This window comes from Streptomyces luteosporeus, assembly GCF_039532865.1.
Taxonomy (GTDB): Bacteria; Actinomycetota; Actinomycetes; order Streptomycetales; family Streptomycetaceae; genus Streptomyces; species Streptomyces luteosporeus.
The window spans coordinates 209,919-236,917 of record NZ_BAAASL010000008.1 but is presented as its reverse complement, the minus strand read 5'-3'; the positions used below and the strand labels follow the sequence as shown (position 1 = coordinate 236,917).

Sequence of the window (26,999 nt, the reverse complement as noted above, 5' to 3'; positions counted from 1 at the left end):
GGGAGGGGCCCCGGACGGGCTGGAGGGTGCCGCAACCCTCACAGGCCCGTGCCCGGTGCGGGGCGCCAGGCCCATGGCGTTGCGTCGGGCGCCAGGCCGACCACGCACGGGCGGTGGTCCGCGTCCAGGGTCAGGCCGGCGGCCGCCACCGCCGTCACCGGCGCCGTCGTGTCGGCGGACGCGTCCGCCAGCCGCAGGGCGCCCGTCAGGGAGCGGCTCAGGAGCATCAGGGACTCCTTGCCGCCCCGCCGCGGCACCGTGGCCGCCGCCAGGGGGCCGTAGCCGGCGAGGGCGCGCAGGCCGCCTGCGCGGAGCTCCTCGGTGCCGCCCTCGGGCGTCAGGCGGTACGCCACCGGTTCCGCCGCCGTGGGGGTGCGGTAGACGAGGGTCAGGGCCCCGTCGGGCCCGGGGGCGGCGCCCATCTGGTTGCCGCCGGGGCCCGGCAGGCCCTCCAGCGGCATGAGCCGTACGGGCTGGCCCGGTGCGTCCTGGCTCCAGTGGTGGACGGTGTCCCGGCCGAGGCCGAAGACGTGGACGCGCCGGTCCTTGTCGAGGGCGGCGGTGAGTCCTTCCTGTATGTCCTGCCCGTGCAGGCTCCTCCAGCCGCCCCAGGTGCCGTCGGCCTCGCGCACGCGCGTGGACAGGCCCTTGCCGGCGTTGCGGACGAAGAGGTGGACCCGCCCGTCGGGGACGGCGACGGCGACGGGGACGCCGACGCGGCGGCCGCGTTCGGTGCGGTACTCGGGGTTGCCGAGGCTGTGCCACTCCCTGCCTTCCTCCAGTACGACGATCTCGCGGCTGTTGGAGCGGCCGTGGCCCTCCAGGGAGGAGAAGCGCAGGGCGAACAGCAGCCGGTGGCCGTGGGCGTCCCGGACGCAGGCCAGGGCGGGGGCCAGCGGGCCGCCCCCGAGGTTCTGCGGGGCGCCCCAGCGTCCGCTGCCGGGCGCGCTCTCGACCCAGCGCACCGCCTGCAGCCCGAGCACGCCGTACGCCTCCAGGCGCCCGCTGCGGTCGGGGGCGGCGTGGACGGCGGGGGCGGGGTAGCGGTAGTGGGTGGAGCGGATCCAGCCCTTGCGGTTCTGCATGGGGCGCTCGCCGCCCTGCCCGTAGTCGCCGCAGCCGCCGGCGTTGCCGCAGTTCCACAGGGGGTCGCCGCCGTAGGCGGCGATGAGGCGGTGCTTGCCGTCGACGACCTCCGGGGGGAGGTTGAAGGGCCAGCGCTGGTTGTAGTAGCCGCGGAAGGAGACCGTGGCGAAGCGCGGCGGGTGCCCGTTCCTGCGGGTCTCGTCGGCGACCCACTGGGTCATGGCCTTCCAGGTGAACAGGGCGGTCGGCGTGTGGTCGCGGTGGTCCGAGCACGCCCCGTAGTCGTTGTCCTTGGGGTGGGTGGCGTCGTGCACCTGGTAGTCGGGGTCGGGGTCCATGGTGTGCACGACCGTGGGGCGGTAGCGGGCCATGACGGCGGCCAGGACGTCGACGAGGGTGGCGTGCCGGTAGGTGCTGACCGAGGTGCAGGGCGAGCCGGTGGCGACGAGGCTCTCCATGACCGCATACGGCTCGTCCCACAGCTGCGGCAGCCGGGTGCCGCCGGCGGAGAACATGGCGATGTTGAGGAAGACCAGCCGGGCCTTGCGGGCGCCGTTGTCGAGCTCGTCGACCTCGGCGCGCACACCACCCGGAAGGTCCATGACCGACTTTCTCCAGGGGGTGAACTTGTCGCGGCCGATCATCTCGGCGTACGCCTGGCGCAGCCCCTGGTGGCGGGCGGAGGAGTAGGCGGCCTTGTCGGGCTGCCGCCGGGGCATGCCGTTGATCCAGTTCTGGCCGACGGACTCGCCGGCGGTGACGTAGACGGAGACGACCGGGACGCCGGCGTCGACGAGGTGCTGGGCGTCGGGGTTCATGAAGAACAGGTCGTCGTCGGGGTGCGCCAGGACCTGCAGGAGCAGGGGCGCGCCGGAGGTGGTGAACGCGTGTGCGGCACCGGGCTCGACAGCGGGGATCCCGCCGGGGGAGGATGAAAGCCGGTCGGCGTCGCCGCTGCAGCCCGCGACCGTCGCCGCCGTGGCGAGGGCGAGGCCGGTGAGCACGGACCGGCGGGCCGGTCCCCCGCGGTGTGAGATGTTCAACAGAGTGACTCCGTCCCGTCGGCCGGCGCGCAGTCCCCGGCTGCCCCGGATGTGATAGGGGACGACCGGGGGCTCCCTCGGGTTGCTCGAGCCCGGTCAAAGCCTGCCGGAGAGTGATGGCTCGGTGGCGGACCGTTCACCGCCATAGTGTCCCGTGTGTCGGCGGGGTGGTTTGACAAGTGCGCCGCTCGGGGTACCTTCTTCTGCTTCGATTGGCGCCCCTTCGCGCCCGTATGGCACACTGTTCAGGTTGCTCGGTTGAGTGCCGATGCTGCGCGCCTCCCGCCGGGAGGACTGGAAGCGAGTCCCGCAGTACTCGTCATCCCTTCTCAGGGGTGGAAGTACGGGAATCTTCCGGGAAGTGTCAGCGGGGCCCCAGCCAGGCACTCGGTGGGTGTTTTTCCCCCACAAACCCCTTCATCAGGGAATCTCCCTTGGGAGATCTGCTGGAAGGGGCGCGACACGCCCGACCGCGTGGGTCGGAGGTGGAGTGGGGAACGGCAGTGCCTTGCCGACGGCAAAGGCGCAGCTCACCGAGTTCCGGAGCGTTACGAGAGACAGGACTACGAAGTAGCCATGGCGGGACAGAAGATCCGCATCCGGCTCAAGGCCTACGACCACGAGGTCATCGACTCCTCGGCGAAGAAGATCGTCGAGACGGTGACGCGTACTGGTGCGTCGGTCGCGGGCCCGGTGCCGCTGCCCACTGAGAAGAACGTGTACTGCGTCATCAAGTCGCCGCACAAGTACAAGGACTCGCGCGAGCACTTCGAGATGCGCACGCACAAGCGCCTCATCGACATTCTCGACCCCACGCCGAAGACGGTTGACTCGCTGATGCGTCTCGACCTGCCGGCCGGCGTCGACATCGAGATCAAGCTCTGAGGTGACGCGCGAGATGGCTAAGCAGATCAAGGGCATCCTGGGCGAGAAGCTCGGCATGACTCAGGTCTGGGACGAGAACAACCGTGTCGTCCCGGTGACCGTCGTCAAGGCCGGGCCCTGCGTCGTTACCCAGGTCCGCACCAACGACACCGACGGCTACGAGTCGGTCCAGATCGCCTTCGGCGAGATCGACCCGCGCAAGGTGAACAAGCCCCTCAAGGGCCACTTCGCCAAGGCCGACGTGACCCCGCGCCGCCACCTGGTGGAGATCCGCACCGCGGACGCCTCCGAGTACACCCTCGGCCAGGAGCTCGACGCCACCGTCTTCGAGGCGGGCATCAAGGTCGACGTGACCGGCAAGAGCAAGGGCAAGGGCTTCGCCGGTGTCATGAAGCGCCACAACTTCCGTGGCCTCGGCGCCGGGCACGGCACCCAGCGCAAGCACCGCTCCCCCGGTTCCATCGGTGGCTGTGCCACCCCGGGCCGTGTGTTCAAGGGCCTCCGCATGGCGGGCCGTATGGGCAACGAGCGGGTCACCACCCAGAACCTGACCGTCCACGCCGTTGACGCGGAGAAGGGCCTGCTCCTGATCAAGGGCGCGGTTCCTGGTCCGAACGGCGGCCTCGTCCTGGTCCGTACCGCGGCCAAGGGGGCCTGAGGTAACCGATGAGCACCATTGACATCCTTTCGCCGGCAGGCGACAAGGCCGGGACCGTCGAGCTCCCCGCGGAGATCTTCGACGCGAAGGTCAGCGTTCCGCTGATCCACCAGGTCGTCGTCGCGCAGCTGGCCGCTGCCCGTCAGGGCACGCACAAGACGAAGACTCGTGGCGAGGTCCGCGGCGGTGGCAAGAAGCCGTACCGCCAGAAGGGCACCGGTCGCGCCCGTCAGGGTTCGACCCGCGCGCCGCAGTTCGCCGGTGGTGGCGTCGTGCACGGTCCCGTGCCGCGTGACTACTCGCAGCGGACCCCCAAGAAGATGAAGGCCGCCGCCCTGCGTGGCGCCCTCACCGACCGGGCCCGCCACTCCCGCATCCACGTCGTCTCCGGCGTGGTCGAGGGTGCGGTTTCCACCAAGGCCGCCAAGACCCTGTTCGGCAAGATCTCGGAGCGCAAGAACCTGCTCCTGGTCGCCGACCGGTCCGACGAGGCCGCGTGGCTGTCCGCCCGCAACCTGCCCCAGGTTCACATCCTGGAGCCGGGCCAGCTGAACACGTACGACGTGCTCGTCTCCGACGACGTGGTCTTCACCCAGGCCGCCTTCGAGTCCTTCGTGTCTGGCCCCAAGGCCGTTGAGACCGAAGGGAGCGAGGCCTGATGACTGAGGCTTCCGTCACCAGCAAGACCTTCTCGGACCCGCGCGACCTGCTGGTCAAGCCGGTTGTCTCCGAGAAGAGCTACGCGCTGCTGGACGAGAACAAGTACACGTTCGTCGTCGACCCGCGCGCCAACAAGACCCAGATCAAGCAGGCCGTCGAGGCGGTCTTCTCGGTCAAGGTCACCGGGGTCAACACGATCAACCGTCAGGGTAAGCGCAAGCGCACCAAGACCGGTTTCGGCAAGCGCGCCAACACCAAGCGCGCCATCGTGACCCTCGCCGAGGGCGACCGTATCGACATCTTCGGCGGCCCGGTCTCCTAACGGAGTGCCGAGTCGTCCGAATATCGGACGAGGACTGAGAAATGGGTATCCGCAAGTACAAGCCGACGACTCCGGGCCGTCGTGGCTCCAGCGTCGCCGACTTCGTCGAGATCACGCGGTCCACGCCGGAGAAGTCGCTGGTCCGCCCGCTGCACAGCAAGGGTGGCCGTAACAACGCCGGTCGTGTGACCGTCCGTCACCAGGGCGGTGGCCACAAGCGCGCCTACCGTGTGATCGACTTCCGTCGTCACGACAAGGACGGCGTGCCGGCCAAGGTCGCTCACATCGAGTACGACCCGAACCGCACCGCGCGCATCGCGCTGCTCCACTACGTGGACGGCGAGAAGCGCTACATCATCGCCCCCCGTGGCCTCGGCCAGGGTGACCGGATCGAGAACGGCCCCGGGGCCGACATCAAGCCGGGCAACAACCTGCCGCTGCGCAACATCCCGGTCGGTACGACCATCCACGCCATCGAGCTGCGTCCCGGTGGCGGTGCGAAGATCGCCCGCTCCGCCGGTTCCTCCGTGCAGCTGCTGGCGAAGGAGGGCACCATGGCCCACCTTCGTATGCCGTCCGGTGAGATCCGCCTGGTCGACGTCCGCTGCCGCGCCACTGTCGGCGAGGTCGGCAACGCCGAGCAGTCGAACATCAACTGGGGCAAGGCCGGCCGCATGCGCTGGAAGGGCGTCCGCCCGACCGTCCGCGGTGTCGCGATGAACCCGGTTGACCACCCGCACGGTGGTGGTGAGGGCAAGACCTCCGGTGGTCGCCACCCGGTCTCCCCGTGGGGTCAGAAGGAGGGTCGTACTCGTTCTCCCAAGAAGGCGAGCAACAAGTACATCGTCCGCCGCCGCAAGACGAACAAGAAGCGCTAGGAGCGGGTTTAGATGCCGCGTAGTCTCAAGAAGGGACCCTTCGTCGACGAGCACCTCATCAAGAAGGTGGATGCTCAGAACGAAGCCGGTACCAAGAACGTCATCAAGACCTGGTCCCGCCGCTCCATGATCGTGCCGGCCATGCTCGGCCACACGCTGGCGGTGCACAACGGCAAGACCCACGTCCCGGTGTTCGTCACCGAGTCGATGGTCGGCCACAAGCTCGGCGAGTTCTCGCCGACCCGCACCTTCCGCGGCCACGTCAAGGACGACCGGAAGTCGAAGCGCCGCTAATCGCGGGGTGTGAACGACTATGACTGACACCGAAGGGACAACCATGGAAGCCAGGGCCCAGGCGCGGTACATCCGCGTCACGCCCATGAAGGCCCGCCGCGTGGTGGACCTCATCCGTGGCATGGACGCCACGGAGGCTCAGGCGGTCCTGCGTTTCGCCCCGCAGGCCGCTAGCGTGCCGGTCGGCAAGGTGCTGGACAGCGCCATCGCCAACGCCGCGCACAACTACGACCACACTGACGCCTCCTCGCTGTACATCAGCGAGGCGTACGTCGACGAGGGCCCGACCCTGAAGCGGTTCCGTCCGCGCGCCCAGGGCCGTGCCTACCGGATCCGCAAGCGGACCAGCCACATCACCGTGGTCGTCAGCAGCAAGGAAGGAACCCGGTAATGGGCCAGAAGGTTAACCCGCACGGGTTCCGGCTCGGTGTGACCACGGACTTCAAGTCCCGCTGGTACGCCGACAAGCTGTACAAGGACTACGTCAAGGAAGACGTTGCCATTCGTCGCATGATGACGAAGGGCATGGAGCGCGCCGGTATCTCGAAGGTTGAGATCGAGCGCACCCGCGACCGCGTCCGCGTTGACATCCACACCGCCCGCCCGGGCATCGTCATCGGCCGCCGTGGCGCCGAGGCCGACCGCATCCGTGGCGAGCTGGAGAAGCTGACCGGCAAGCAGGTCCAGCTGAACATCCTCGAGGTCAAGAACCCCGAGGTCGACGCTCAGCTGGTGGCCCAGGCCGTCGCCGAGCAGCTGTCCTCCCGCGTCTCCTTCCGTCGCGCCATGCGCAAGAGCATGCAGTCGACGATGAAGGCCGGTGCCAAGGGCATCAAGATCCAGTGCGGTGGCCGTCTCGGCGGCGCCGAGATGTCCCGCTCGGAGTTCTACCGCGAGGGCCGTGTGCCCCTGCACACGCTCCGCGCGAACGTCGACTACGGCTTCTTCGAGGCCAAGACCACCTTCGGCCGCATCGGCGTGAAGGTCTGGATCTACAAGGGCGACGTCAAGAACATCGCCGAGGTCCGCGCCGAGAACGCCGCCGCCCGTGCGGGCAACCGCCCGTCCCGTGGCGCCGGCGAGCGCCCGGCCCGTGGTGGCCGTGGCGGCGAGCGTGGCGGCCGCGGCCGCAAGCCGCAGCAGAACGCCGAGGCCCCCAAGGCCGAGGCCACCGCTGCTCCGGCTGAGACCACCGGAACGGAGGCCTGACCGACATGCTGATCCCTCGCAGGGTCAAGCACCGCAAGCAGCACCACCCCAAGCGGAACGGCATGGCCAAGGGTGGCACCGAGCTCGCCTTCGGTGAGTACGGCATCCAGGCCCTGACCCCGGCCTACGTGACGAACCGGCAGATCGAGTCCGCTCGTATCGCCATGACCCGTCACATCAAGCGTGGCGGCAAGGTGTGGATCAACATCTACCCGGACCGTCCGCTGACGAAGAAGCCGGCCGAGACCCGCATGGGTTCCGGTAAGGGTTCCCCCGAGTGGTGGATCGCGAACGTCAAGCCCGGTCGGGTGATGTTCGAGCTGTCCTTCCCGAACGAGAAGGTTGCGCGTGAGGCGCTCACCCGAGCCGCCCACAAGCTTCCGATGAAGTGCCGCATTGTTCGGCGCGAGGCAGGTGAGTCGTGATGGCTGCCGGTACCAAGGCGACCGAGCTGCGTGAGCTGAACAACGAGGACCTCGTTGCCAAGCTGCGCGAGGCCAAGGAAGAGCTGTTCAACCTCCGCTTCCAGGCGGCGACCGGACAGCTTGAGAACCACGGCCGGCTGAAGGCCGTCCGCAAGGACATCGCCCGGATCTACACCCTGATGCGTGAGCGCGAGCTCGGCATCGAGACGGTGGAGAGCGCCTGATGAGCGAGAAGAACATGACTGAGACGAACGAGCGCGGCTTCCGCAAGACCCGTGAGGGCCTCGTCGTCAGCGACAAGATGGACAAGACCGTCGTCGTCGCTGTCGAGGACCGCGTCAAGCACGCGCTGTACGGCAAGGTCATCCGCCGTACCAACAAGCTCAAGGCGCACGACGAGCAGAACGCCGCGGGTGTCGGCGACCGCGTCCTCCTCATGGAGACCCGGCCGCTGTCCGCGACGAAGCGCTGGCGCGTCGTCGAGATCCTCGAGAAGGCCAAGTAATTCCTAGGGGCGTTCGCCCTTAGGACAGTTCCGCCAGGCTCGGCAGGGGCTCTTCACGGAGCCCCTGCCGGGAACCGGCAGACAATCAGGAGATAGACGTGATCCAGCAGGAGTCGCGACTGCGCGTCGCCGACAACACTGGTGCCAAGGAGATCCTTTGCATCCGTGTTCTCGGTGGCTCGGGTCGCCGCTACGCGGGCATCGGTGACGTCATCGTCGCCACCGTCAAGGACGCGATCCCCGGTGGCAACGTGAAGAAGGGCGACGTCGTCAAGGCGGTCGTCGTTCGCACCGTCAAGGAGCGCCGCCGTCCGGACGGCTCGTACATCCGTTTCGACGAGAACGCGGCCGTCATCCTCAAGAACGACGGTGACCCCCGCGGCACCCGCATCTTCGGCCCCGTGGGCCGGGAACTGCGCGAGAAGAAGTTCATGAAGATCGTCTCGCTCGCGCCGGAGGTGCTGTAAGCATGAAGATCAAGAAGGGCGACCTGGTCCAGGTCATCACCGGTAAGGACAAGGGCAAGCAGGGCAAGGTCATCCAGGCCTTCCCCGCCGACGACCGCGTCCTGGTCGAGGGTGTCAACCGGGTCAAGAAGCACACCAAGGCCGGCCAGACCGCTCGCGGTGCCAAGACCGGCGGCATCGTCACCACCGAGGCCCCCATCCACGTGAGCAACGTTCAGCTCATCGTGGAGAAGGACGGCAAGAAGGTCGTGACCCGCGTCGGTTACCGCTTCGACGAGAACGGCAACAAGATCCGCGTTGCCAAGCGGACGGGTGAGGACATCTGATGGCTACCGCTCCGCGTCTCAAGACGAAGTACCGCGAGGAGATCACGGGCAAGCTGCGTGAGGAGTTCTCCTACGAGAACGTCATGCAGGTTCCCGGCCTCACGAAGATCGTGGTCAACATGGGTGTGGGCGACGCCGCCCGCGACTCCAAGCTGATCGAGGGCGCCATCCGCGACCTCACCACGATCACCGGCCAGAAGCCGGCCGTCACCAAGGCCCGCAAGTCCATCGCGCAGTTCAAGCTGCGTGAGGGCCAGCCGATCGGTGCCCACGTCACCCTGCGTGGCGACCGCATGTGGGAGTTCCTGGACCGCACCCTGTCGCTCGCGCTCCCGCGCATCCGCGACTTCCGTGGTCTGTCCCCGAAGCAGTTCGACGGTCGTGGCAACTACACCTTCGGTCTCACGGAGCAGGTCATGTTCCACGAGATCGACCAGGACAAGATCGACCGGGTCCGGGGCATGGACATCACCGTGGTCACCACGGCGACCAACGACGACGAGGGCCGCGCCCTGCTTCGTCACCTCGGCTTCCCGTTCAAGGAGAACTGACCGTGGCGAAGAAGGCTCTGATCGCTAAGGCCGCGCGCAAGCCGAAGTTCGGTGTCCGCGCGTACACCCGCTGCAACCGCTGCGGTCGGCCGCACTCCGTGTACCGCAAGTTCGGCCTGTGCCGCGTGTGCCTTCGTGAGATGGCTCACCGTGGCGAGCTGCCGGGCGTGACCAAGAGCTCCTGGTAACAGCCCAGTTGGGCTGCCCAGGCTCTCGGTAAGCAAGCTGGACGGCGGGAGCCCCGCCTCGCTCCTCACATAGAGTTGAGGGGTTGGGCTCCCCGCCGCCCGCAATCGTCTTACTACGCCGTAGGTCCCCGCGCCGCACCCGTCCCGACCCAGTTCGGGGAGAGGGATGGCGCAGATAGGAAACCCCGGCGAGAGAGGCCGAAGGCCAAACATGACCATGACCGATCCGATCGCAGACATGCTGACCCGTCTGCGGAACGCGAACTCGGCTTACCACGACACCGTGGCCATGCCCCACAGCAAGATCAAGGCGCACATCGCCGAGATCCTGCAGCAGGAGGGCTACATCGCCGGCTGGAAGGTCGAGGACGCCGAGGTCGGCAAGTCCCTCGTCATCGACCTGAAGTTCGGTCCGAACCGTGAGCGCTCCATCGCGGGCATCAAGCGGATCTCGAAGCCGGGCCTGCGGGTCTACGCAAAGTCCACCAACCTGCCGAAGGTCCTCGGCGGCCTGGGCGTGGCGATCATCTCCACGTCCCACGGTCTCCTGACCGGCCAGCAGGCGCAGAAGAAGGGCGTGGGTGGGGAAGTCCTCGCCTACGTCTGGTAACGGGAACAGGAAGGTAAGGCTATGTCGCGTATTGGCAAGCAGCCCGTCCAGGTTCCCGCCGGCGTGGACGTCACCATCGATGGCCGTACGGTCCAGGTGAAGGGCCCCAAGGGCGCCCTGAGCCACACCGTGGCCGCCCCCATCGAGGTCGCCAAGGCTGAGGACGGCACCATCGTCGTCTCCCGCCCGAACGACGAGCGTCAGAACAAGGCCCTGCACGGCCTTTCCCGCACGCTGGTGGCGAACATGATCACCGGCGTGACCCAGGGCTACGTGAAGAAGCTCGAGATCAGCGGTGTCGGTTACCGCGTGGCCGCGAAGGGCTCCAACCTGGAGTTCTCCCTCGGTTACAGCCACCCGATCCTGATCGAGGCCCCCGAGGGCATCTCCTTCAAGGTGGAGAGCCCGACCAAGTTCTCGGTCGAGGGCATCGACAAGCAGAAGGTCGGCGAGGTCGCCGCGAACATCCGCAAGCTGCGGAAGCCCGACCCGTACAAGGCCAAGGGCGTCAAGTACGAGGGCGAAGTCATCCGCCGCAAGGTCGGAAAGGCGGGTAAGTAAGCCATGGCATACGGTGTGAAGATCGCCAAGGGTGACGCGTACAAGCGCGCCGCCAAGGCCCGTCGCCACATCCGCATCCGGAAGAACATCTCCGGCACGGCGGAGCGTCCGCGCCTCGTCGTGACGCGCAGCAACCGTGGCATCACCGCCCAGGTCATCGACGACATCAAGGGTCACACCCTGGCGTCGGCGTCGCACCTGGACGCGTCGATCCGTGGTGGCGAGGGCGACAAGAGCGCCCAGGCCAAGAAGGTTGGCGCCCTGGTCGCCGAGCGTGCCAAGGCCGCCGGTGTCGAGGCCGTCGTGTTCGACCGCGGTGGCAACCAGTACGCCGGGCGCATTGCCGCTCTGGCGGACGCCGCCCGCGAAGCCGGGCTGAAGTTCTAAAGCCCCGGTTCCGGAGCTAGCGGACGTAACAGAGAGAGGTAATTCCAATGGCTGGACCCCAGCGCCGCGGTGGCGGCGCCGGTGGCGGCGAGCGGCGGGACCGGAAGGGCCGTGACGGTGGCGCTGCCGCCGAGAAGACCGCGTACGTTGAGCGCGTAGTCGCGATCAACCGCGTCGCCAAGGTTGTCAAGGGTGGCCGTCGCTTCAGCTTCACCGCGCTGGTCGTGGTGGGCGACGGCGAGGGCACCGTGGGTGTCGGTTACGGCAAGGCCAAGGAAGTTCCGGCTGCCATCGCCAAGGGCGTGGAAGAGGCCAAGAAGAACTTCTTCAAGGTCCCCCGTATCGCCGGTACCATCCCGCACCCGATCCAGGGCGAGAAGGCGGCCGGTGTCGTCCTGCTCAAGCCCGCCACCCCGGGTACCGGTGTTATCGCCGGTGGTCCGGTGCGTGCGGTGCTCGAGTGCGCCGGCATCCACGACATCCTGTCGAAGTCGCTCGGTTCTTCGAACCCGATCAACATCGTGCACGCCACGGTGGAGGCCCTCAAGGGACTGCAGCGTCCCGAGGAGATCGCCGCCCGTCGTGGTCTGCCGCTCGAGGACGTCGCTCCCGCCGCTCTGCTGCGGGCGCGTGCAGGGGCGGGTGCGTAATGGCTCGCCTCAAGGTCACGCAGACGAAGTCCTACATCGGCAGCAAGCAGAACCACCGCGACACCCTGCGCTCGCTTGGTCTGAAGAAGATCAACGACGTGGTTGTCAAGGAGGACCGTCCCGAGATTCGCGGCATGGTGCACACCGTCCGCCACCTCGTCACGGTCGAGGAGGTCGACTGACATGGCGGAGACCAACCCGCTGAAGGTCCACAACCTCCGTCCCGCCCCGGGCGCCAAGACCGCCAAGACCCGTGTGGGTCGTGGTGAGGCGTCGAAGGGTAAGACGGCTGGTCGCGGTACCAAGGGTACGAAGGCCCGCTACCAGGTTCCGGAGCGCTTCGAGGGTGGCCAGATGCCGCTCCACATGCGCCTCCCGAAGCTGAAGGGCTTCAAGAACCCCGCCCACAAGCAGTTCCAGGTCGTGAACCTGGAGAAGCTGGCCGCGCTCTACCCGCAGGGTGGCGAGGTCACGGTGGCCGACCTGGTCGCCAAGGGTGCTGTTCGCAAGAACGAGCTCGTCAAGGTCCTGGGCCAGGGCGAGATCTCCGTGGCGCTGCAGGTGACGGTCGACGCCGTCTCCGGCTCCGCCAAGGAGAAGATTGCCGCCGCCGGCGGCACCGTCACCGAGCTCATCTGAGTTCGTTGATCCGACGACCGGGGATGTCCCAACTGGGGCATCCCCGGTTGGTCGTTCCAAGGGGGGCACGGTCGCCGGTAAGGTGGCGTGCACTGTTAACTTTCGCGCGGCCCATGCCCTCGCGGACTTTGACCGTTACGTATTAGCCAGCATTCGTCGATTCTCAAGACCGTCACCCCTCGCGCAACCACGTGGGGGGCGCCGCAGGAGGCACCGTGCTCACCGCGTTCGCCCGGGCGTTCAAGACGCCCGACCTGCGCAAGAAGCTGCTGTTCACGTTGGGCATCATGGTGCTCTTCCGGCTGGGGGCGCACATCCCCGTGCCGGGAGTGGACTATCGCAACGTCCAGACGTGTATGGACCAGGCCAAGAGTGGGCAGGGCCTCTTCGGCCTCGTGAACATGTTCAGCGGCGGTGCGCTGCTGCAGATCACGATCTTCGCGCTGGGGATCATGCCGTACATCACGGCGAGCATCATCCTCCAGCTGCTCACCGTGGTGATCCCGCGCCTGGAAGCCCTCAAGAAGGAGGGCCAGGCGGGCCAGGCCAAGATCACGCAGTACACGCGCTATCTGACCGTCGCCCTCGCCGTGCTCCAGGGCACCGGCCTCGTGGCCACCGCGCGCAGCGGTGCGCTCTTCGGGAACTGCACGGTCGGCAACCAGATCGTCCCCAACCAGTCGATCTTCACCACGGTCGTCATGGTCATCACCATGACCGCCGGCACCTCGGTGATCATGTGGCTCGGTGAGCTCATCACCGACCGCGGCATCGGCAACGGCATGTCGATCCTCATGTTCACCTCCATCGCCGCCGGCTTCCCCGGCGCCCTGTGGGCCATCAAGATGCAGGGCAAGCTGGTCGGTGGCTGGCTGGAGTTCGGCCTGGTGATCCTGTGCGGCCTCGCGATGGTCGCGCTGGTGGTCTTCGTCGAGCAGGCCCAGCGCCGCATCCCCGTGCAGTACGCGAAGCGCATGATCGGTCGCCGGTCCTACGGCGGCACCTCGACCTACATCCCGCTGAAGGTGAACCAGGCGGGTGTGATCCCGGTCATCTTCGCCTCGTCGCTGCTCTACATCCCGGCGCTGCTGGTGCAGTTCACCGGCTCCAAGGCGGACTGGGCGCAGTGGGTGCAGGCCAACCTGGTCAAGGGTGACCACCCGATCTACATGGTCACGTACTTCCTGCTGATCGTCTTCTTCGCGTTCTTCTACGTCGCCATCTCCTTCAACCCCGAAGAAGTTGCCGACAATATGAAGAAGTATGGTGGATTCATCCCGGGCATCCGGGCAGGTCGCCCCACGGCCGAGTACCTGAGCTACGTGCTGAACCGCATCACGTGGCCCGGCTCGCTCTACCTGGGTCTGATCGCCCTGGTTCCCACGGTGGCACTGGTCACACTCAACGCAAACCAGAACTTCCCGTTCGGGGGAACCAGCATCCTGATCATCGTGGGTGTCGGTCTGGAGACTGTGAAGCAGATCGAGAGCCAGCTTCAGCAGCGCAACTACGAAGGGTTCCTCCGCTGATGCGAATCGTCCTCGTCGGGCCGCCCGGCGCCGGCAAGGGTACGCAGGCCGCGTACCTCGCCAAGAACCTCGCGATCCCGCACATTTCGACGGGCGACCTGTTCCGGGCGAACATCAGCCAGGGCACGCCGCTGGGCAAGAAGGCCCAGGAGTACATGCGGGCCGGCCAGCTCGTCCCCGACGAGATCACCATCGGCATGGCCAAGGACCGCATGCAGCAGGCGGACGCCGAGGGCGGCTTCCTGCTCGACGGGTTCCCGCGCAACCTGGCCCAGGCCAAGGCGCTGGACGAGCTCCTCCAGGCCGAGGGCCTGAAGCTGGACGCCGTCCTCGACCTCGAGGTCCCCGAGGACGAGGTCGTCAAGCGCATCGCCGGCCGCCGGATGTGCCGCAAGGACAGCTCCCACATCTTCCACGTGATCTACAACCCGCCGGCCGCGGAGGGTGTCTGCGACACCTGCGGCGGCGAGCTGTACCAGCGCGAGGACGACAGCGAGGAGACCGTCCGCAAGCGGCTGGAGGTCTACCACAGCGAGACCGAGCCGATCATCGACTACTACAAGGCCCAGGACCTCGTGGTGACGATCTCGGCCCTCGGCAAGGTCGCCGAGGTCACGGACCGCGCGATGGCCGCGCTCAAGCGCGAAGCCGCCTGATCACTGCTGTAACGACGGCCGCGATGCCCCCCGGGGCATCGCGGCCGTAGTGTTGTTCTACGCGCCCGCGGGCGCCCGGAGACGTAGGAACCGAGGAAGGCACTCCCCATGGTCGAGATCAAGACCCCCGAGCAGATCGCGAAGATGCGCGAGGCCGGGCTGGTCGTCGCCGCCATCCACGCGGCCACCCGGGAGGCGGCCGTGCCGGGGGCCACGACCAGGGATCTGGACCAGGTCGCCCGCAAGGTGATCGCCGACCACGGCGCGAAGTCGAACTTCCTCGGCTACGGGGGCTTCCCCGCCACGATCTGCACCTCCGTGAACGAGGTCGTCGTCCACGGCATCCCGGACGACAAGACCGTCCTCAAGGACGGCGACATCATCTCCATCGACGCCGGCGCCATCATCGACGGCTGGCACGCGGACGCCGCCTTCACGGCCTTCGTCGGCTCCGGCCACGCCCCCGAGCTGCACGAGCTCTCCCGGGTGACCGAGGAGTCGATGTGGGCCGGCATCGCGGCCGTGCGCAACGGCAACCGCCTCGTCGACATCTCCAAGGCCATCGAGGGCTACATCCGCCGCCAGCCCCGCCCCGCCAGCGGCAAGTACGGGATCATCGAGGACTACGGCGGCCACGGCATCGGCTCCGAGATGCACATGGACCCCCACCTGCTGAACTACGTCTCCCGCAAGCGCGGCAAGGGCCCGAAGCTGGTGCCCGGCTTCTGCATCGCGATCGAGCCGATGGTCAGCCTCGGCACGGCGAAGACGCACGTGCTGGAGGACGACTGGACGGTCCTGACGAACGACATGACCTGGTCCTCCCACTGGGAGCACTCCATCGCCCTGACGGAGGAGGGCCCCCTGGTCCTCACGGCCCCCGACGGCGGCAAGGCGAAGCTGGCCCAGCTGGGCATCGCAGCGGCCCCGGATCCGCTGGCGTAGGGCCTGACCGGCGGATCTTCGTCACTCGGCGCCGCGGCGCCCCGTAGGGGCGCGGGGAACTGCGCGATCGGCCACGACGGCCCGCAGCCGAAGTGCGCCACTCCGGGGCCGGGGAGCACGGCACTTCGTCCGCGGGCGCGTCGTGGCTTGCCGCGCAGTTCCCCGCGCCCCTAGGGGGCGCCGCGTGATCCGCCGGACCCCGAAGGGTTGGGGACACCCGAGCTTGATCCCTGGATTAGGCTTTCCCGTTTCCCTGACGTAGACTGATGCGTCGGCTCTCGTGTATCCGCATGCCCGTCCTCCAAATGGGTAATCGGATCATCGGAGTCGATCAAGGTAGCCGATTCGAAAGGCGAAGCGTGGCCAAGAAGCAAGGTGCCATCGAGATTGAGGGCACCGTGATCGAGTCTCTGCCGAACGCCATGTTCAAGGTGGAGCTCCAGAACGGTCACAAGGTCCTCGCGCACATCAGCGGCAAGATGCGTATGCACTACATCCGCATCCTTCCGGATGACCGGGTCGTCGTGGAGCTCTCTCCCTACGACCTCACGCGCGGTCGGATCGTCTACCGCTACAAGTAGATCTTGCCCTTCCGTCACGTTGCGTGACGGACAGCGGCACTGACCCGGAGAACCTCACATCCCATGAAGGTCAAGCCGAGCGTCAAGAAGATCTGCGACAAGTGCAAGGTGATCCGCCGCCACGGCCGGGTCATGGTCATCTGCGACAACCTGCGCCACAAGCAGCGCCAGGGCTGACGCAGAACCTGCACCCGCAGATTCTTCGCGCGACGCAAGCGAAAACGTACATACGCAGGACTCGTCCCTCTCTGTAACGGAGGGCGACACCCCCGGTCGGAGGCCGGGGACCCGATGGGTACCTCATACGGCCCCCGGGAGTGGCCCTGTGGAAGACCTCCGAACGATCAACTGGAGCCATTGAATGGCACGCGTTTCCGGTGTTGACATCCCGCGCGAAAAGCGCGTGGAGGTCGCCCTCACCTACGTGTTCGGCATCGGCCGGACCCTCTCGAAGCAGACGCTGGCTGCCACCGGCGTGAACCCGAACACCCGCGTTCGCGACCTCTCCGAGGAGGAGCTCGTCGCGATCCGCGAGTACGTGGACGCCAACATCAAGACCGAGGGTGACCTCCGTCGTGAGGTTCAGGCCGACATCCGCCGCAAGGTCGAGATCGGCTGCTACCAGGGTCTGCGTCACCGTCGTGGCCTGCCCGTCCACGGTCAGCGCACCAGCACGAACGCTCGTACCCGCAAGGGCCCGCGTCGCGCCATCGCCGGCAAGAAGAAGCCGGGCAAGAAGTAGTCCGCAGCGGACTCGCTCACCAAGCGGTCTTCGCTGTAGGACCGACCACCTCCCTCCAGTAGGAGTTAAGACATGCCCCCCAAGGGACGTCAGGGCGCTGCCAAGAAGGTGCGCCGCAAGGAAAAGAAGAACGTCGCTCACGGCCACGCGCACATCAAGAGCACGTTCAACAACACGATCGTGTCCATCACGGACCCGACCGGCAACGTGATCTCCTGGGCCTCCGCCGGCCACGTCGGCTTCAAGGGCTCCCGGAAGTCCACGCCGTTCGCCGCGCAGATGGCCGCCGAGTCGGCTGCCCGTCGTGCGCAGGAGCACGGCATGCGCAAGGTCGACGTCTTCGTCAAGGGTCCCGGCTCCGGCCGTGAGACCGCGATCCGCTCCCTCCAGGCCACCGGCCTCGAGGTCGGCTCGATCCAGGACGTCACCCCCACGCCGCACAACGGCTGCCGTCCGCCGAAGCGCCGCCGCGTCTGAGGCCAGGCACTCTCGTGCTTCCGGGCGGCACACCCCTTTCGGGGCGTGCCGCCCGTACCCTTGCAGTACAGACGGGCGTCAAATAGCGGGCGCCCACGACTGAAGGATCTGATCCACACATGCTGATCGCTCAGCGCCCCTCTCTGACCGAAGAGGTCGTGGACGAGTTCCGTTCCCGGTTCGTCATCGAGCCGCTGGAGCCGGGCTTCGGCTACACCCTCGGCAACTCCCTGCGTCGTACGCTCCTCTCCTCGATCCCGGGTGCGGCGGTCACGTCCATCCGCATCGACGGTGTCCTGCACGAGTTCACCACCGTGCCGGGCGTCAAGGAGGACGTCACCGACCTCATCCTGAACATCAAGCAGCTGGTCGTCTCCTCCGAGCACGACGAGCCGGTCGTGATGTACCTGCGCAAGCAGGGCCCGGGCCTGGTCACCGCCGCCGACATCGCCCCGCCGGCCGGCGTCGAGGTGCACAACCCCGACCTGGTCCTGGCGACGCTGAACGCCAAGGGCAAGCTGGAGATGGAGCTGACCGTCGAGCGCGGTCGCGGCTACGTCTCCGCCGTCCAGAACAAGCAGGTGGGCCAGGAGATCGGCCGCATCCCGGTCGACTCCATCTACTCGCCGGTGCTCAAGGTCACCTACAAGGTCGAGGCGACCCGTGTCGAGCAGCGCACCGACTTCGACAAGCTGATCGTCGACGTCGAGACCAAGCAGGCCATGCGCCCGCGCGACGCCATGGCGTCCGCCGGCAAGACCCTGGTCGAGCTGTTCGGCCTGGCCCGCGAGCTGAACATCGACGCCGAGGGCATCGACATGGGCCCGTCCCCGACGGACGCCGCCCTGGCCGCCGACCTGGCGCTGCCGATCGAGGAGCTCGAGCTCACCGTTCGCTCCTACAACTGCCTCAAGCGCGAGGGCATCCACTCCGTGGGTGAGCTCGTCGCCCGCTCCGAGGCCGACCTGCTCGACATCCGCAACTTCGGTGCGAAGTCGATCGACGAGGTCAAGGCGAAGCTGGCCGGCATGGGCCTGGCCCTCAAGGACAGCCCGCCCGGATTCGACCCGACCGCTGCCGCCGACGCGTTTGGCGCGGACGACGACGCGGATGCCGGGTTCGTCGAGACCGAGCAGTACTAAGAGCTCGGGCCGCAAGGCCTGATCTTGGCTGCGGACCGGCTTCGGCTGGTCGGGCCCACGCGGCGGCAGCCGCAGATTGACACCTCCCGCGCCCCTTCGGGGGCGCGGGTCTCCGACGGGCAACCGCTCGCTCGGATACTGACTCCGGTACCTGATACGGCCGGGGCAGACACCTAGGAGAAACACCATGCCGCGTCCCACCAAGGGTGCCCGTTTCGGCGGCAGCGCCGCGCACGAGAAGCTGCTGCTGGCGAACCTCGCCAAGGCGCTCTTCGAGCACGGCCGCATCACGACGACCGAGGCCAAGGCCCGCCGCCTGCGTCCGGTCGCCGAGCGCCTGATCACCAAGGCGAAGAAGGGCGACATCCACAACCGTCGCCAGGTGCTGCAGACGATCACCGACAAGGGCGTCGTCCACACCCTCTTCACCGAGATCGCTCCGCGCTTCGCCGAGCGTCCGGGTGGCTACACCCGCATCACCAAGATCGGCAACCGTCGTGGCGACAACGCCCCGATGGCCGTGATCGAGCTGGTCGAGGGCGAGATCGCCAAGAAGGCGACCGTCGCCGAGGCCGAGGCCGCCACCAAGCGTGCGGTCAAGGAGTCCGAGGCCGCCGCCGAGGCTCCGGCCGAGGAGTCGAAGGACGCCTGACGCGTCTGACGTGTCAGTGACGGGCCCGCCCCTTTTTCGGGGGCGGGCCCGTCCCGCATTCTGAGAGGAAGCACTCGGTGAGTGACGAGGTGGAGCCCGGGTACGTGCGGGTGCGGCTGGACCTGTCGTACGACGGCAAGGACTTCTCCGGCTGGGCCCGGCAGCGCGAGGGCCAGCGCACGGTGCAGGGCGAGATCGAGGACGCCCTGCGCACCGTGACCCGCTCGAAGGAGACCTTCGAGCTGACGGTCGCCGGCCGTACGGACGCCGGCGTCCACGCCCGCGGCCAGGTCGCGCACGTCGACCTGCCGGCGGAGCTGTGGGCCGAGCACGAGGACAAGCTGCTGCGCAGGCTGGCCGGGCGGCTCCCGCACGACGTCCGGGTGTGGCGCGCGGCGCCCGCCCCGGCCGGCTTCAACGCGCGCTTCTCGGCGATCTGGCGCCGGTACGCCTACCGGGTGGTCGACCACCCGGGCGGCGTCGACCCCCTGCTGCGCGGTCACGTGCTGTGGCACGACTGGCCGCTGGACGTCGAGGCCATGAACGCCGCCTCGCAGGCGCTGCTCGGCGAACACGACTTCGCGGCCTACTGCAAGCGGCGCGAGGGCGCCACGACGATCCGCACCCTGCAGCAACTGAGCTGGGAGCGCGACGCGTCGGGCATCATCACCGCCACGGTGCGGGCGGACGCCTTCTGCCACAACATGGTGCGCTCGCTGGTGGGCGCGCTGCTCTTCGTCGGCGACGGGCACCGGCCGGTCGAATGGCCGGGCAAGGTGCTGGCCGCGGGCGTGCGCGACTCGGCCGTGCACGTGGTGCGGCCGCACGGGCTGACGCTGGAGGAGGTCGGCTACCCGGCGGACTCCGAACTGGCGGCGCGGAACCGGGAGGCGCGCAACAAGCGAAGCCTGCCGGGGGCTGCCGGGGGCGGCTGCTGCTGAGGGGGGCTTCCCGGGGGCTCCGCCCCCGGACCCCCACTTCTACTCGGCCGTCACCGCCAGGTCGCTCGTCACCGTGAAGTACGGGCGGACGCCCGACACCGTCGGGTACACGTCCGTCTTGTTGCGGTCCACGATGTCGCCCGTCAGGCGGCCGATGCGGATCGGGTCCGCGGAGGCCGAGGGGCGCAGGAAGAGGTCCCACGTGGCGGGGCGGGGTGTCAGGTGCTCGTGGGGGAGGGTGAAGCGGAACTCCGTGGGGGCGAGGACCTCCACGTCCGCCGTCACCTCCGTGCCGGCCCCCTCGCCGCGCGGGCGGCCGAGCACGCTCGCCCCGGGGGCGAGCTCTGCGGCGCCGTGCAGCGTGCCCTCCACCGTGAACGCGTCGTCGCGCACCCGTACCGCGCGGGCCTCGGCGTGGGCCTCGCGGTGCCAGGCGCGTACGGCGAGGTAGCCGTCGACGGTTGAGTAGGGGATCCACCAGGTGAAGGGGGAGCCGGGCAGGGGGTCGAGGGCGAGGAGGCGGCGGCCTTCGGGCAGGTGGGCGACGACGCGGCGGCGGGCCTTGTCCTCGGCGCGGACGACGTGCAGGTCCCAGCGGCCTTCGGCCAGCCGCAGCTGTGAGCGGCGCAGGACGGCCGTCCAGGGGCCGGTGCCGTCGGCCGGGGGGTCGAGGGGGACGGTGAGCGGCTTGCCCTCCTTGCGCCGGGTGACGGTGAGGGAGAGCTTGTTGCCGCTGACGCCTGCGGGGTCGACGGAGACCCGGATGTCGCCGGCGGCGTCGACGCGGCAGGAGGCGACGGGGCGCAGCGGTTTGCGGACGACGACGTCCTTGAGCACCTTCTTCGCCGGGGGCGGGCTCGTCGCGGGGCGCGGGCGCAGGGCGCGGTGGAGTCGTCCGGCGAGGCGGCGCAGGCGCCGTTTGAGCGGAAGCCGCAGGGCCGGGTCGGGGGCGGGGGCGGCGGCCGGGCGGGGGCCGCCGAGGTCGTCGATGAGCGCCAGGTAGGCGTCGGCGATGCGTTCGGGCGCGTAGCGGCGGGCGGAGAGGCGTGCGGCCTCGCCCATGGTGCGCCGCAGGTCATCGTCCTCGATGAGGGTGAGCAGCCCCTTGGCGATGGCGTCGGTGTCGCCGACGGGGACGAGCAGGCCGTCCTTGCCGTCGCTGATGATCTCGCCGGGGCCGTGCGGGCAGTCGGTGGCGACGACGGGGACGCCGCAGCCCATGGCCTCGACGATGGTCATGCCGAAGGACTCCTCGCGGGAGGTGACGGCGGCGATGGAGCCCTTGGCCCATTCGGTCTCGATGGGGGAGTGGGCGCCCATGAGGGTGATGGATTCGGTGAGGCCGAGCTTGTCGATGCGGGCGCGCAGTTTGGCGTGCTCGGGTCCGCGGCCGTACAGGCGCAGCCGCCAGTCGGGGTGGGCGGCGGCGACCTGGGCCCAGGCGCCGATGAGCAGGTCGTAGCGCTTGACGGGGATGAGCCGGCCGGCGGCGACGACGAGCTTGGTGGCGGGGTCGGCGGGTTCGACCTCGGAGGGCGGGCAGCCGTTGGGGATGCAGACGATCTTCGTCGTGATGCCGGGCAGGGCTTCGCGGTGGGTGACGGCGTCGGCCTCGGAGACGGTGGTGTGCGCGTCGAGGTGGGGGATGGAGGCGTCCTGGTAGGCGCGGATGGCCGGCTCGTGGGTGCCGTAGATGCGGTGTTCCTGGCCGATGCGCAGGTAGCGGCGGTCCCGGCCGAATTCGGCGAGGTACATCACGAGGCCGGGGCGGGTGGCGATGACGACGTCGGCGTCGGTGGCGGCGAGGTGGGCGGCGACCCGGCGGTCGGTGAGAGCGCTGAAGTGGGCGCCCTTGGCCTCGGCGGGCGGGACGTACTCGCTGTCCTGCCGCAGGAGGGGGTCGTCGACGTCGAGGCCCTTGTCGGTGCGCTGGTCGATGAGGTTGACGACCCTGACCCGGGGGTGCAGGGCCAGCCGGGGCTTTTCGCCGCTTCTGATGACGGAGACGATCTCCACCTCGTGACGGGCGGCGAGGGCGCCGGCCACGTTGAAGGTGGAGCGGATGGTTCCGCCGATGCCGTAGGCGTTCTGCAAAAGGAAAGAGATCTTCATGGCGGTGTGGGCGGCGGCGCGCGGGCGCCGCGGCCGTCCTTCCCCCTGGCCTGGGTGTGTCCGGACTCTCTCGTTCGCCAGCGCAGCCTACATTGTGGCGTGGGTCACGCCGCGCGAATTCATGAGGAGGCCACTTACGTGGGTACTGGGAGGCGCGGGGCCGTGACGGCGGCCGCCGTACTGGCGCTGGTGGCCGGCTGCGGCGTGGCGGGCGGCGGCAGGGGCGGCGAGGGCAAGGACGAGCCGCGGGCCGACGGCGGGCCGCACGCGCTCGCGGCGCTCGACCGGGCGCACCTCGCCCACGTGCAGCTGGGGGCCCGGGAGGTGCCGGGGTATGCGATCGAGCGCGCGTCCGCGGGCGCGGCGGGCAGCGGCACGCCGACCACGCACAGCAGCGCCTGCCGGCCGCTGGTGGTCGCGCTGGGTTCCCGGCCGCAGCCGGCGCCCGTGGCCTCGGTGGTCAGGACCTTTTCCCGGACCACCGGCGACCGCCGCTTCCAGGGCCTGCTCGGCACGATCCGGGTCTCGGCGTACGAGGGCGACGGCGCCCGCACCACGCTGCGGGAGCTGCGGACGGCTGCGGGCGGCTGCGCGGGCGGCTTCGCCATGCGGACGGGGGAGGGGCAGCCGCAGCGCTTCTCCTCGGTGACCGTGCTGCCGGCGCCGCGGATCGGGGACGAGGCCGTGGCGTACCGCCTGGTGAACGCCGCGGAGCGGGCCCCGAGCCTGGTGACGGTGGTGCGCACGGGCTCGGTGCTGTCGATGTTCTTCGCCACGCACCTGTCCGACCCGTCGGCCGTGGAGATCCCGCAGGCGCTGGTGGCGGCGCAGGTGGCGAAGGTCGAGAGGCTGGAGCGGGCGGAGCGGCCGCCGGCTTCCCACCTGCCCGTCCAGGCGCCGGACGAGGGCGGGGAGGCGGGCGCCGGCGAGGCGCAGGAGTAGCCCGCCCAGCTCTTGGAGGCCCGCTCAGCTCTTGGAGGGCTGCCCCGAGGGGATCTGCGCCGGCTTGTCGGACGGCTTCCCGGAGGGCTGGGGCTGCCCGGCGGCCGCCGCGTTGGCGCGGTCCATGATCCGGCGGAAGATGTAGCCCGACAGGTCGCGGCCGGCCTGCAGCGCCTTGGTGTCGTTGTCCGGCACCGCGGAGCCGTCGGTGTAGCCGGCGACGGTGAAGTAGGCGTAGCGGCCCTGCGCGTTCGCGGTCAGCCGGCAGGCGGTGCCCTTGCAGAAGCTGGGCGCGTCGCCGCCGGTCAGCGGGGTGACGTTGCCGGTGAAGTCGGCCTTGGCCTGGTCGGCCTTGACCTTGGTGTCGAAGACGGCCACGCCGACGGTGACCGCGACGCCGTCGCGCACGTAGGTGGCGCGCATCACCTGCCGGCAGTCGTTGCGGGCCAGGACGTGGCCCAGGCCGCCCTGCGTGGCGTCCGAGCAGGTCAGGGCGGTGTGGGTGGCCACCCGCTCGTACTGCCGCTTGTCGATGGACGGCTTGGTGTGCGGGAAGATCGTCTTGGTGTTGAGCGGGGCGGTGTCCTTGTCCGCGCTGGATATGAAGTCGAGCGGGTTCGGCGGGGGCGTGTTCTGCGAGAACGTCGGCTCCGAGGTGCCGGCGGAGGCGCTGGGCAGCTTCTGTGCGGGCGGCAGGTCCTTGTCGTCCTTGCCGGTAAGCGCCACGGCCGCGGCGACGATCCCGGCGACGGCCGCCGTGGCCAGCACGCCGCCGCCGATCATCAGCAGCTTGCGCCGCCGGTCCCGGGCGGCGCCGGATTCGGCGAGGGCGGACCAGTCGGGGGTGTCCGCCGGGGCGGCGGGCTGCTGCCAGCCGGGCAGCTGCGCGCCGGGCGGCATCGGGGCGCCGCCGGGGCCGAGGTGGCTCGCGGCGGGCGGCGGGGGCACCTGGGGCGGCGCCTGCCGCTGGGGTTGCTGCCCCCACGGCGGTGGCGTGACCGGCTGCGTTTCCCCCGGGCCCCCGTGCCGGCCCTCCTGCTGGCCCCCGTGCGGCCCTGCCTGCCCGAAACTCATGGCGTGCATCGTAGACCGGGGCCCCAAGGCCACGGCAGCGCCCGGCGGACGCCGGGCGCCGGGCGGCCCGTGGGGGCCGGCGGGACGTTTTGACCCACGTGGGGGCCGCCCGGTACTCTACGAGTTCGTTATGCGTATTGGCTTGGTCGTTCTCACGCGAGGGGCCCTTACGCTTGTCCGCCAGGTTGAACGCCGGTGGGCCGGCATGCGGGTTGCGTCCCCGTGTGCGGCCAAGACCGTGTGATCGTCCGGGTGGACCCGTGTCAGGACCCACTCACTAACGAAGCGAAGGCTACGACCGTGCGTACGTTCAGCCCCAAGCCCGGCGATGTCCAGCGCCAGTGGCACATCATCGACGCCCAGGACGTCGTCCTGGGCCGTCTGGCCTCCACGGCCGCGTCGCTGCTCCGCGGCAAGCACAAGCCCGTGTACGCGCCGCACATGGACATGGGTGACTTCGTCGTCATCATCAACGCCGACAAGGTGCACCTGTCGGGCAACAAGAAGATCCAGAAGATGGCCTACCGCCACTCCGGCTTCCCGGGTGGTCTGCGCTCCGTCCGCTACGACGAGCTGCTGGACAAGAACCCGGAGAAGGCCGTCGAGAAGGCCGTCAAGGGCATGCTGCCCAAGAACTCCCTCGGCCGTCAGATGCTCTCCAAGCTGAAGGTCTACTCGGGCGACCAGCACCCGCACGCCGCCCAGCAGCCCGTTCCGTTCGAGATCACCCAGGTCAAGCAGGGCTAGTCCCGGCCACCGCCGAACCAGAAAGTCTGAGGAGAACCAGTGGCTGAGACCACCGCCGAGACGCCGATCGAGGACGTCGAGCAGTACACCACCGAGACCGAGGTCGTCGAGTCGGAGTACACCTCCGAGTCCCTCGCGTCCCGCTTCGGCGAGCCGCAGCCGGCCGCCGGCCTGGGCCGTCGCAAGAACGCCATCGCCCGCGTCCGGATCGTTCCGGGCACCGGTCAGTGGAAGATCAACGGTCGCACCCTCGAGGACTACTTCCCGAACAAGGTGCACCAGCAGGAAGTCAACGAGCCCTTCAAGGTGCTCGAGCTCGACGACCGCTACGACGTCATCGCCCGCATCTCGGGTGGCGGCGTTTCCGGCCAGGCCGGCGCCCTGCGCCTGGGTGTGGCCCGCGCCCTGAACGAGGCGGACGTGGACAACAACCGCGGCCCGCTGAAGAAGGCCGGCTTCCTGAGCCGCGACGACCGTGCGGTCGAGCGCAAGAAGGCCGGTCTGAAGAAGGCCCGCAAGGCTCCGCAGTACAGCAAGCGCTAATCGCGGCTTCCGCTGCACTGCTCGAACGCCCCGGCGACACGTTCTCCCGTGCCGCCGGGGCGTTCGGCCATTGACGGCCCGAGGATGAAAAGCGGCGCGGGGGGTCAAAGCCGCACAGACTCGACAGCTCAAGCAAGGGGGCTCGTGCCGGGCCCCGCACTCCCGCGTTTTTCGGAGGACACCAGTGGGACGACTCTTCGGTACGGACGGCGTGCGCGGTGTCGCCAACGCCGATCTGACGGCCGAGCTCGCGCTCGGCCTGTCGGTCGCGGCGGCGCACGTGCTCGCCGAGGCGGGCACGTTCGAGGGCCATCGCCCGGTGGCCGTGGTCGGCCGTGATCCGCGTGCGTCCGGGGAGTTCCTGGAGGCCGCCGTGGTGGCCGGGCTCGCCAGCGCCGGCGTCGACGTCCTGCGGGTGGGCGTGCTGCCCACGCCGGCCGTCGCCTACCTCACCGGCGCGCTCGGCGCCGACCTCGGCGTCATGCTCTCCGCCAGCCACAACGCGATGCCCGACAACGGCATCAAGTTCTTCGCCCGCGGCGGCCACAAGCTGGCCGACGAGCTCGAGGACCGCATCGAGCAGACCTACCGCGCCCACGCCTCCGGCGAGCCCTGGGACCGGCCCACCGGCGCCGGCGTCGGCCGGGTCCGCGACTACGACCAGGGCTTCGACAACTACGTCGCCCACCTCATCGGCGTCCTGCCCAACCGCCTCGACGGCCTGAAGGTCGTCATCGACGGCGCCCACGGCGCCGCCGCCCGCGTCTCGCCCGAGGCCTTCGCCCGCGCCGGCGCCGAGGTCGTCACCATCGGCACCGAGCCCGACGGCCTCAACATCAACCACGAGTGCGGCTCCACCCACCTGGCCAAGCTGCGCACCGCCGTCGTCGAGCACGGCGCCGACCTGGGCGTCGCCCACGACGGCGACGCCGACCGCTGCCTGGCCGTGGACGCGCAGGGCAACGAGATCGACGGCGACCAGATCCTCGCCGTCCTGGCCCTGGCCATGCGCGAGGCGGACGCGCTGCGCAAGAACACCGTCGTCGCCACCGTCATGTCCAACCTGGGCTTCAAGCTCGCCATGGAGCGCGAGGGCGTCCAGCTCGTCCAGACCGCGGTCGGCGACCGCTACGTCCTGGAGGAGATGAAGGCGAACGGCTTCGCCCTCGGCGGCGAGCAGTCCGGCCACGTCATCGTCCTGGACCACGCCACGACCGGCGACGGCACGCTGACCGGCCTGATGCTGGCCGCGCGCGTGGCCGCCACCGGCCGCCCGCTGGCGGAGCTGGCCGGCGTCATGGAGCGCCTGCCGCAGGTCCTGATCAACGTGCGCGGCGTCGACAAGTCCCGCGTGGGCACCTCCGAGGAGCTCGCCGCCGCCGTCAACGCCGCCGAGCGCGAGCTGGGCAGCACCGGCCGCGTCCTGCTGCGCTCCTCCGGCACGGAGCCGCTGGTGCGGGTCATGGTGGAGGCCGCCGACCAGGAGCAGGCCACGAAGGTGGCCGAGCACCTGGCCGAGGTCGTCCGAACGGCTCTGGGCTAGACCGCCCGCGCCCCGTCAGGGGCGCGGGA

General features: G+C 69.2%; 38 protein-coding genes. 35 read left to right on the top strand and 3 right to left on the bottom strand.

The window, feature by feature from the left end; all coding sequences use genetic code 11:
- Positions 1 to 38: 38 nt before the first annotated feature.
- Positions 39 to 2,129, bottom strand: a complete 2,091-nt coding sequence (locus ABD361_RS12955; protein WP_344435198.1) for a PIG-L family deacetylase — start codon at positions 2,127 to 2,129, stop codon at positions 39 to 41.
- A 576-nt stretch (positions 2,130 to 2,705) separates the two neighbouring features.
- On the opposite strand from ABD361_RS12955, the gene rpsJ reads away from it, so the two are divergent.
- The 31 genes from rpsJ to truA all read left to right on the top strand — a co-directional run bounded on the left by rpsJ (position 2,706) and on the right by truA (position 20,009).
- Positions 2,706 to 3,014: a 30S ribosomal protein S10 gene (rpsJ, locus tag ABD361_RS12950; RefSeq protein WP_003948644.1), complete on the top strand. Its 309-nt coding sequence runs from the start codon at positions 2,706 to 2,708 to the stop codon at positions 3,012 to 3,014.
- Between the two features lie 13 nt (positions 3,015 to 3,027).
- On the top strand, positions 3,028 to 3,672 hold the full coding sequence (rplC, locus tag ABD361_RS12945) for a 50S ribosomal protein L3 (RefSeq protein ID WP_344435197.1): 645 nt from the start codon (positions 3,028 to 3,030) through the stop codon (positions 3,670 to 3,672).
- A gap of 8 nt (positions 3,673 to 3,680) precedes the next feature.
- Positions 3,681 to 4,331: a 50S ribosomal protein L4 gene (gene rplD, locus ABD361_RS12940; RefSeq protein WP_344435195.1), complete on the top strand. Its 651-nt coding sequence runs from the start codon at positions 3,681 to 3,683 to the stop codon at positions 4,329 to 4,331.
- Complete coding sequence (gene rplW, locus ABD361_RS12935) at positions 4,331 to 4,654, top strand: 50S ribosomal protein L23 (RefSeq protein ID WP_344435194.1); 324 nt, start codon at positions 4,331 to 4,333, stop codon at positions 4,652 to 4,654. The genes rplD and rplW overlap by 1 nt, the downstream gene beginning before the upstream one ends.
- Before the next feature lie 41 nt (positions 4,655 to 4,695).
- The gene (rplB, locus tag ABD361_RS12930; RefSeq protein ID WP_004950440.1) at positions 4,696 to 5,532 is read left to right on the top strand and encodes a 50S ribosomal protein L2; all 837 of its coding nucleotides are present in this window, start codon (positions 4,696 to 4,698) and stop codon (positions 5,530 to 5,532) included.
- 12 nt (positions 5,533 to 5,544) lie between these two features.
- Entirely contained in the window at positions 5,545 to 5,826 is a 282-nt protein-coding gene (gene rpsS / locus ABD361_RS12925) for a 30S ribosomal protein S19 (RefSeq protein ID WP_344435192.1), read from the top strand.
- Positions 5,827 to 5,869: 43 nt separating this feature from the next.
- On the top strand, positions 5,870 to 6,217 hold the full coding sequence (rplV, locus tag ABD361_RS12920) for a 50S ribosomal protein L22 (RefSeq protein WP_030685471.1): 348 nt from the start codon (positions 5,870 to 5,872) through the stop codon (positions 6,215 to 6,217).
- A complete protein-coding gene (rpsC, locus tag ABD361_RS12915; protein ID WP_344435191.1) occupies positions 6,217 to 7,035 on the top strand; it encodes a 30S ribosomal protein S3 in 819 nt (272 codons plus the stop codon). Before rplV ends, rpsC begins: the two co-directional genes overlap by 1 nt.
- A 5-nt stretch (positions 7,036 to 7,040) precedes the next feature.
- The gene (gene rplP / locus ABD361_RS12910; RefSeq protein WP_106677952.1) at positions 7,041 to 7,460 is read left to right on the top strand and encodes a 50S ribosomal protein L16; all 420 of its coding nucleotides are present in this window, start codon (positions 7,041 to 7,043) and stop codon (positions 7,458 to 7,460) included.
- Positions 7,460 to 7,684 (top strand): 50S ribosomal protein L29, encoded by a 225-nt coding sequence (gene rpmC, locus ABD361_RS12905; RefSeq protein ID WP_004950453.1) that lies wholly within the window; start codon positions 7,460 to 7,462, stop codon positions 7,682 to 7,684. Before rplP ends, rpmC begins: the two co-directional genes overlap by 1 nt.
- Complete coding sequence (gene rpsQ / locus ABD361_RS12900; protein WP_004950457.1) at positions 7,684 to 7,965, top strand: 30S ribosomal protein S17; 282 nt, start codon at positions 7,684 to 7,686, stop codon at positions 7,963 to 7,965. The genes rpmC and rpsQ overlap by 1 nt, the downstream gene beginning before the upstream one ends.
- A gap of 98 nt (positions 7,966 to 8,063) precedes the next feature.
- Complete coding sequence (gene rplN, locus ABD361_RS12895; RefSeq protein WP_004946682.1) at positions 8,064 to 8,432, top strand: 50S ribosomal protein L14; 369 nt, start codon at positions 8,064 to 8,066, stop codon at positions 8,430 to 8,432.
- Positions 8,433 to 8,434: 2 nt separating this feature from the next.
- Entirely contained in the window at positions 8,435 to 8,758 is a 324-nt protein-coding gene (gene rplX, locus ABD361_RS12890) for a 50S ribosomal protein L24 (protein WP_344435189.1), read from the top strand.
- The gene (gene rplE / locus ABD361_RS12885) at positions 8,758 to 9,309 is read left to right on the top strand and encodes a 50S ribosomal protein L5 (protein ID WP_344435188.1); all 552 of its coding nucleotides are present in this window, start codon (positions 8,758 to 8,760) and stop codon (positions 9,307 to 9,309) included. The genes rplX and rplE overlap by 1 nt, the downstream gene beginning before the upstream one ends.
- Positions 9,310 to 9,311: 2 nt before the next feature.
- On the top strand, positions 9,312 to 9,497 hold the full coding sequence (locus ABD361_RS12880) for a type Z 30S ribosomal protein S14 (protein WP_344435187.1): 186 nt from the start codon (positions 9,312 to 9,314) through the stop codon (positions 9,495 to 9,497).
- Positions 9,498 to 9,708: 211 nt separating this feature from the next.
- A complete protein-coding gene (gene rpsH, locus ABD361_RS12875) occupies positions 9,709 to 10,107 on the top strand; it encodes a 30S ribosomal protein S8 (RefSeq protein WP_049718674.1) in 399 nt (132 codons plus the stop codon).
- A 21-nt stretch (positions 10,108 to 10,128) separates the two neighbouring features.
- Positions 10,129 to 10,668: a 50S ribosomal protein L6 gene (rplF, locus tag ABD361_RS12870; RefSeq protein WP_344435185.1), complete on the top strand. Its 540-nt coding sequence runs from the start codon at positions 10,129 to 10,131 to the stop codon at positions 10,666 to 10,668.
- Between the two features lie 3 nt (positions 10,669 to 10,671).
- On the top strand, positions 10,672 to 11,055 hold the full coding sequence (rplR, locus tag ABD361_RS12865; protein ID WP_344435184.1) for a 50S ribosomal protein L18: 384 nt from the start codon (positions 10,672 to 10,674) through the stop codon (positions 11,053 to 11,055).
- Between the two features lie 47 nt (positions 11,056 to 11,102).
- On the top strand, positions 11,103 to 11,705 hold the full coding sequence (gene rpsE / locus ABD361_RS12860) for a 30S ribosomal protein S5 (RefSeq protein ID WP_344435183.1): 603 nt from the start codon (positions 11,103 to 11,105) through the stop codon (positions 11,703 to 11,705).
- Positions 11,705 to 11,887: a 50S ribosomal protein L30 gene (rpmD, locus tag ABD361_RS12855; RefSeq protein WP_004946653.1), complete on the top strand. Its 183-nt coding sequence runs from the start codon at positions 11,705 to 11,707 to the stop codon at positions 11,885 to 11,887. The genes rpsE and rpmD overlap by 1 nt, the downstream gene beginning before the upstream one ends.
- Before the next feature lies 1 nt (position 11,888).
- On the top strand, positions 11,889 to 12,344 hold the full coding sequence (gene rplO, locus ABD361_RS12850) for a 50S ribosomal protein L15 (protein ID WP_066930849.1): 456 nt from the start codon (positions 11,889 to 11,891) through the stop codon (positions 12,342 to 12,344).
- 215 nt (positions 12,345 to 12,559) lie between these two features.
- Positions 12,560 to 13,873 carry a preprotein translocase subunit SecY gene (secY, locus tag ABD361_RS12845; protein ID WP_344435182.1) on the top strand — a complete coding sequence of 438 codons (1,314 nt, stop codon included), beginning with the start codon at positions 12,560 to 12,562 and terminating at the stop codon, positions 13,871 to 13,873.
- Positions 13,873 to 14,529, top strand: a complete 657-nt coding sequence (locus tag ABD361_RS12840) for an adenylate kinase (RefSeq protein ID WP_344435181.1) — start codon at positions 13,873 to 13,875, stop codon at positions 14,527 to 14,529. Before secY ends, ABD361_RS12840 begins: the two co-directional genes overlap by 1 nt.
- A 108-nt stretch (positions 14,530 to 14,637) precedes the next feature.
- Positions 14,638 to 15,474 (top strand): type I methionyl aminopeptidase, encoded by an 837-nt coding sequence (map, locus tag ABD361_RS12835; protein ID WP_344435180.1) that lies wholly within the window; start codon positions 14,638 to 14,640, stop codon positions 15,472 to 15,474.
- Between the two features lie 359 nt (positions 15,475 to 15,833).
- Entirely contained in the window at positions 15,834 to 16,055 is a 222-nt protein-coding gene (gene infA / locus ABD361_RS12830; protein WP_003956442.1) for a translation initiation factor IF-1, read from the top strand.
- Between the two features lie 63 nt (positions 16,056 to 16,118).
- Entirely contained in the window at positions 16,119 to 16,232 is a 114-nt protein-coding gene (rpmJ, locus tag ABD361_RS12825) for a 50S ribosomal protein L36 (protein ID WP_003956441.1), read from the top strand.
- Positions 16,233 to 16,416: 184 nt separating this feature from the next.
- A complete protein-coding gene (gene rpsM, locus ABD361_RS12820; RefSeq protein ID WP_344435179.1) occupies positions 16,417 to 16,797 on the top strand; it encodes a 30S ribosomal protein S13 in 381 nt (126 codons plus the stop codon).
- A 72-nt stretch (positions 16,798 to 16,869) separates the two neighbouring features.
- The gene (gene rpsK, locus ABD361_RS12815) at positions 16,870 to 17,274 is read left to right on the top strand and encodes a 30S ribosomal protein S11 (protein ID WP_003948617.1); all 405 of its coding nucleotides are present in this window, start codon (positions 16,870 to 16,872) and stop codon (positions 17,272 to 17,274) included.
- Positions 17,275 to 17,393: 119 nt separating this feature from the next.
- Positions 17,394 to 18,416, top strand: coding sequence for a DNA-directed RNA polymerase subunit alpha (locus ABD361_RS12810; RefSeq protein WP_004946635.1), 1,023 nt, complete (start codon positions 17,394 to 17,396; stop codon positions 18,414 to 18,416).
- A 187-nt stretch (positions 18,417 to 18,603) separates the two neighbouring features.
- The gene (rplQ, locus tag ABD361_RS12805; protein WP_190131333.1) at positions 18,604 to 19,068 is read left to right on the top strand and encodes a 50S ribosomal protein L17; all 465 of its coding nucleotides are present in this window, start codon (positions 18,604 to 18,606) and stop codon (positions 19,066 to 19,068) included.
- 77 nt (positions 19,069 to 19,145) lie between these two features.
- The gene (truA, locus tag ABD361_RS12800) at positions 19,146 to 20,009 is read left to right on the top strand and encodes a tRNA pseudouridine(38-40) synthase TruA (protein WP_344435176.1); all 864 of its coding nucleotides are present in this window, start codon (positions 19,146 to 19,148) and stop codon (positions 20,007 to 20,009) included.
- A gap of 39 nt (positions 20,010 to 20,048) precedes the next feature.
- Here the strand turns inward: truA and ABD361_RS12795 are convergent, their stop codons facing one another.
- The gene (locus ABD361_RS12795) at positions 20,049 to 22,121 is read right to left on the bottom strand and encodes a glycosyltransferase family 4 protein (protein ID WP_344435175.1); all 2,073 of its coding nucleotides are present in this window, start codon (positions 22,119 to 22,121) and stop codon (positions 20,049 to 20,051) included.
- 138 nt (positions 22,122 to 22,259) lie between these two features.
- Here ABD361_RS12795 and ABD361_RS12790 point away from each other — a divergent pair, with 138 nt between their 5' ends.
- On the top strand, positions 22,260 to 23,063 hold the full coding sequence (locus ABD361_RS12790) for a hypothetical protein (RefSeq protein WP_344435174.1): 804 nt from the start codon (positions 22,260 to 22,262) through the stop codon (positions 23,061 to 23,063).
- Positions 23,064 to 23,087: 24 nt separating this feature from the next.
- Here ABD361_RS12790 and ABD361_RS12785 read toward each other — a convergent pair whose 3' ends face one another.
- Positions 23,088 to 24,137, bottom strand: coding sequence for a hypothetical protein (locus ABD361_RS12785; protein WP_344435173.1), 1,050 nt, complete (start codon positions 24,135 to 24,137; stop codon positions 23,088 to 23,090).
- Positions 24,138 to 24,437: 300 nt separating this feature from the next.
- On the opposite strand from ABD361_RS12785, the gene rplM reads away from it, so the two are divergent.
- From rplM to glmM, 3 genes are all read left to right on the top strand, one after another.
- Positions 24,438 to 24,884, top strand: coding sequence for a 50S ribosomal protein L13 (gene rplM / locus ABD361_RS12780; protein WP_344435172.1), 447 nt, complete (start codon positions 24,438 to 24,440; stop codon positions 24,882 to 24,884).
- Positions 24,885 to 24,923: 39 nt separating this feature from the next.
- A complete protein-coding gene (rpsI, locus tag ABD361_RS12775) occupies positions 24,924 to 25,427 on the top strand; it encodes a 30S ribosomal protein S9 (RefSeq protein WP_344435171.1) in 504 nt (167 codons plus the stop codon).
- Positions 25,428 to 25,611: 184 nt separating this feature from the next.
- On the top strand, positions 25,612 to 26,970 hold the full coding sequence (gene glmM, locus ABD361_RS12770) for a phosphoglucosamine mutase (protein WP_344435170.1): 1,359 nt from the start codon (positions 25,612 to 25,614) through the stop codon (positions 26,968 to 26,970).
- Positions 26,971 to 26,999 lie beyond the last annotated feature (29 nt).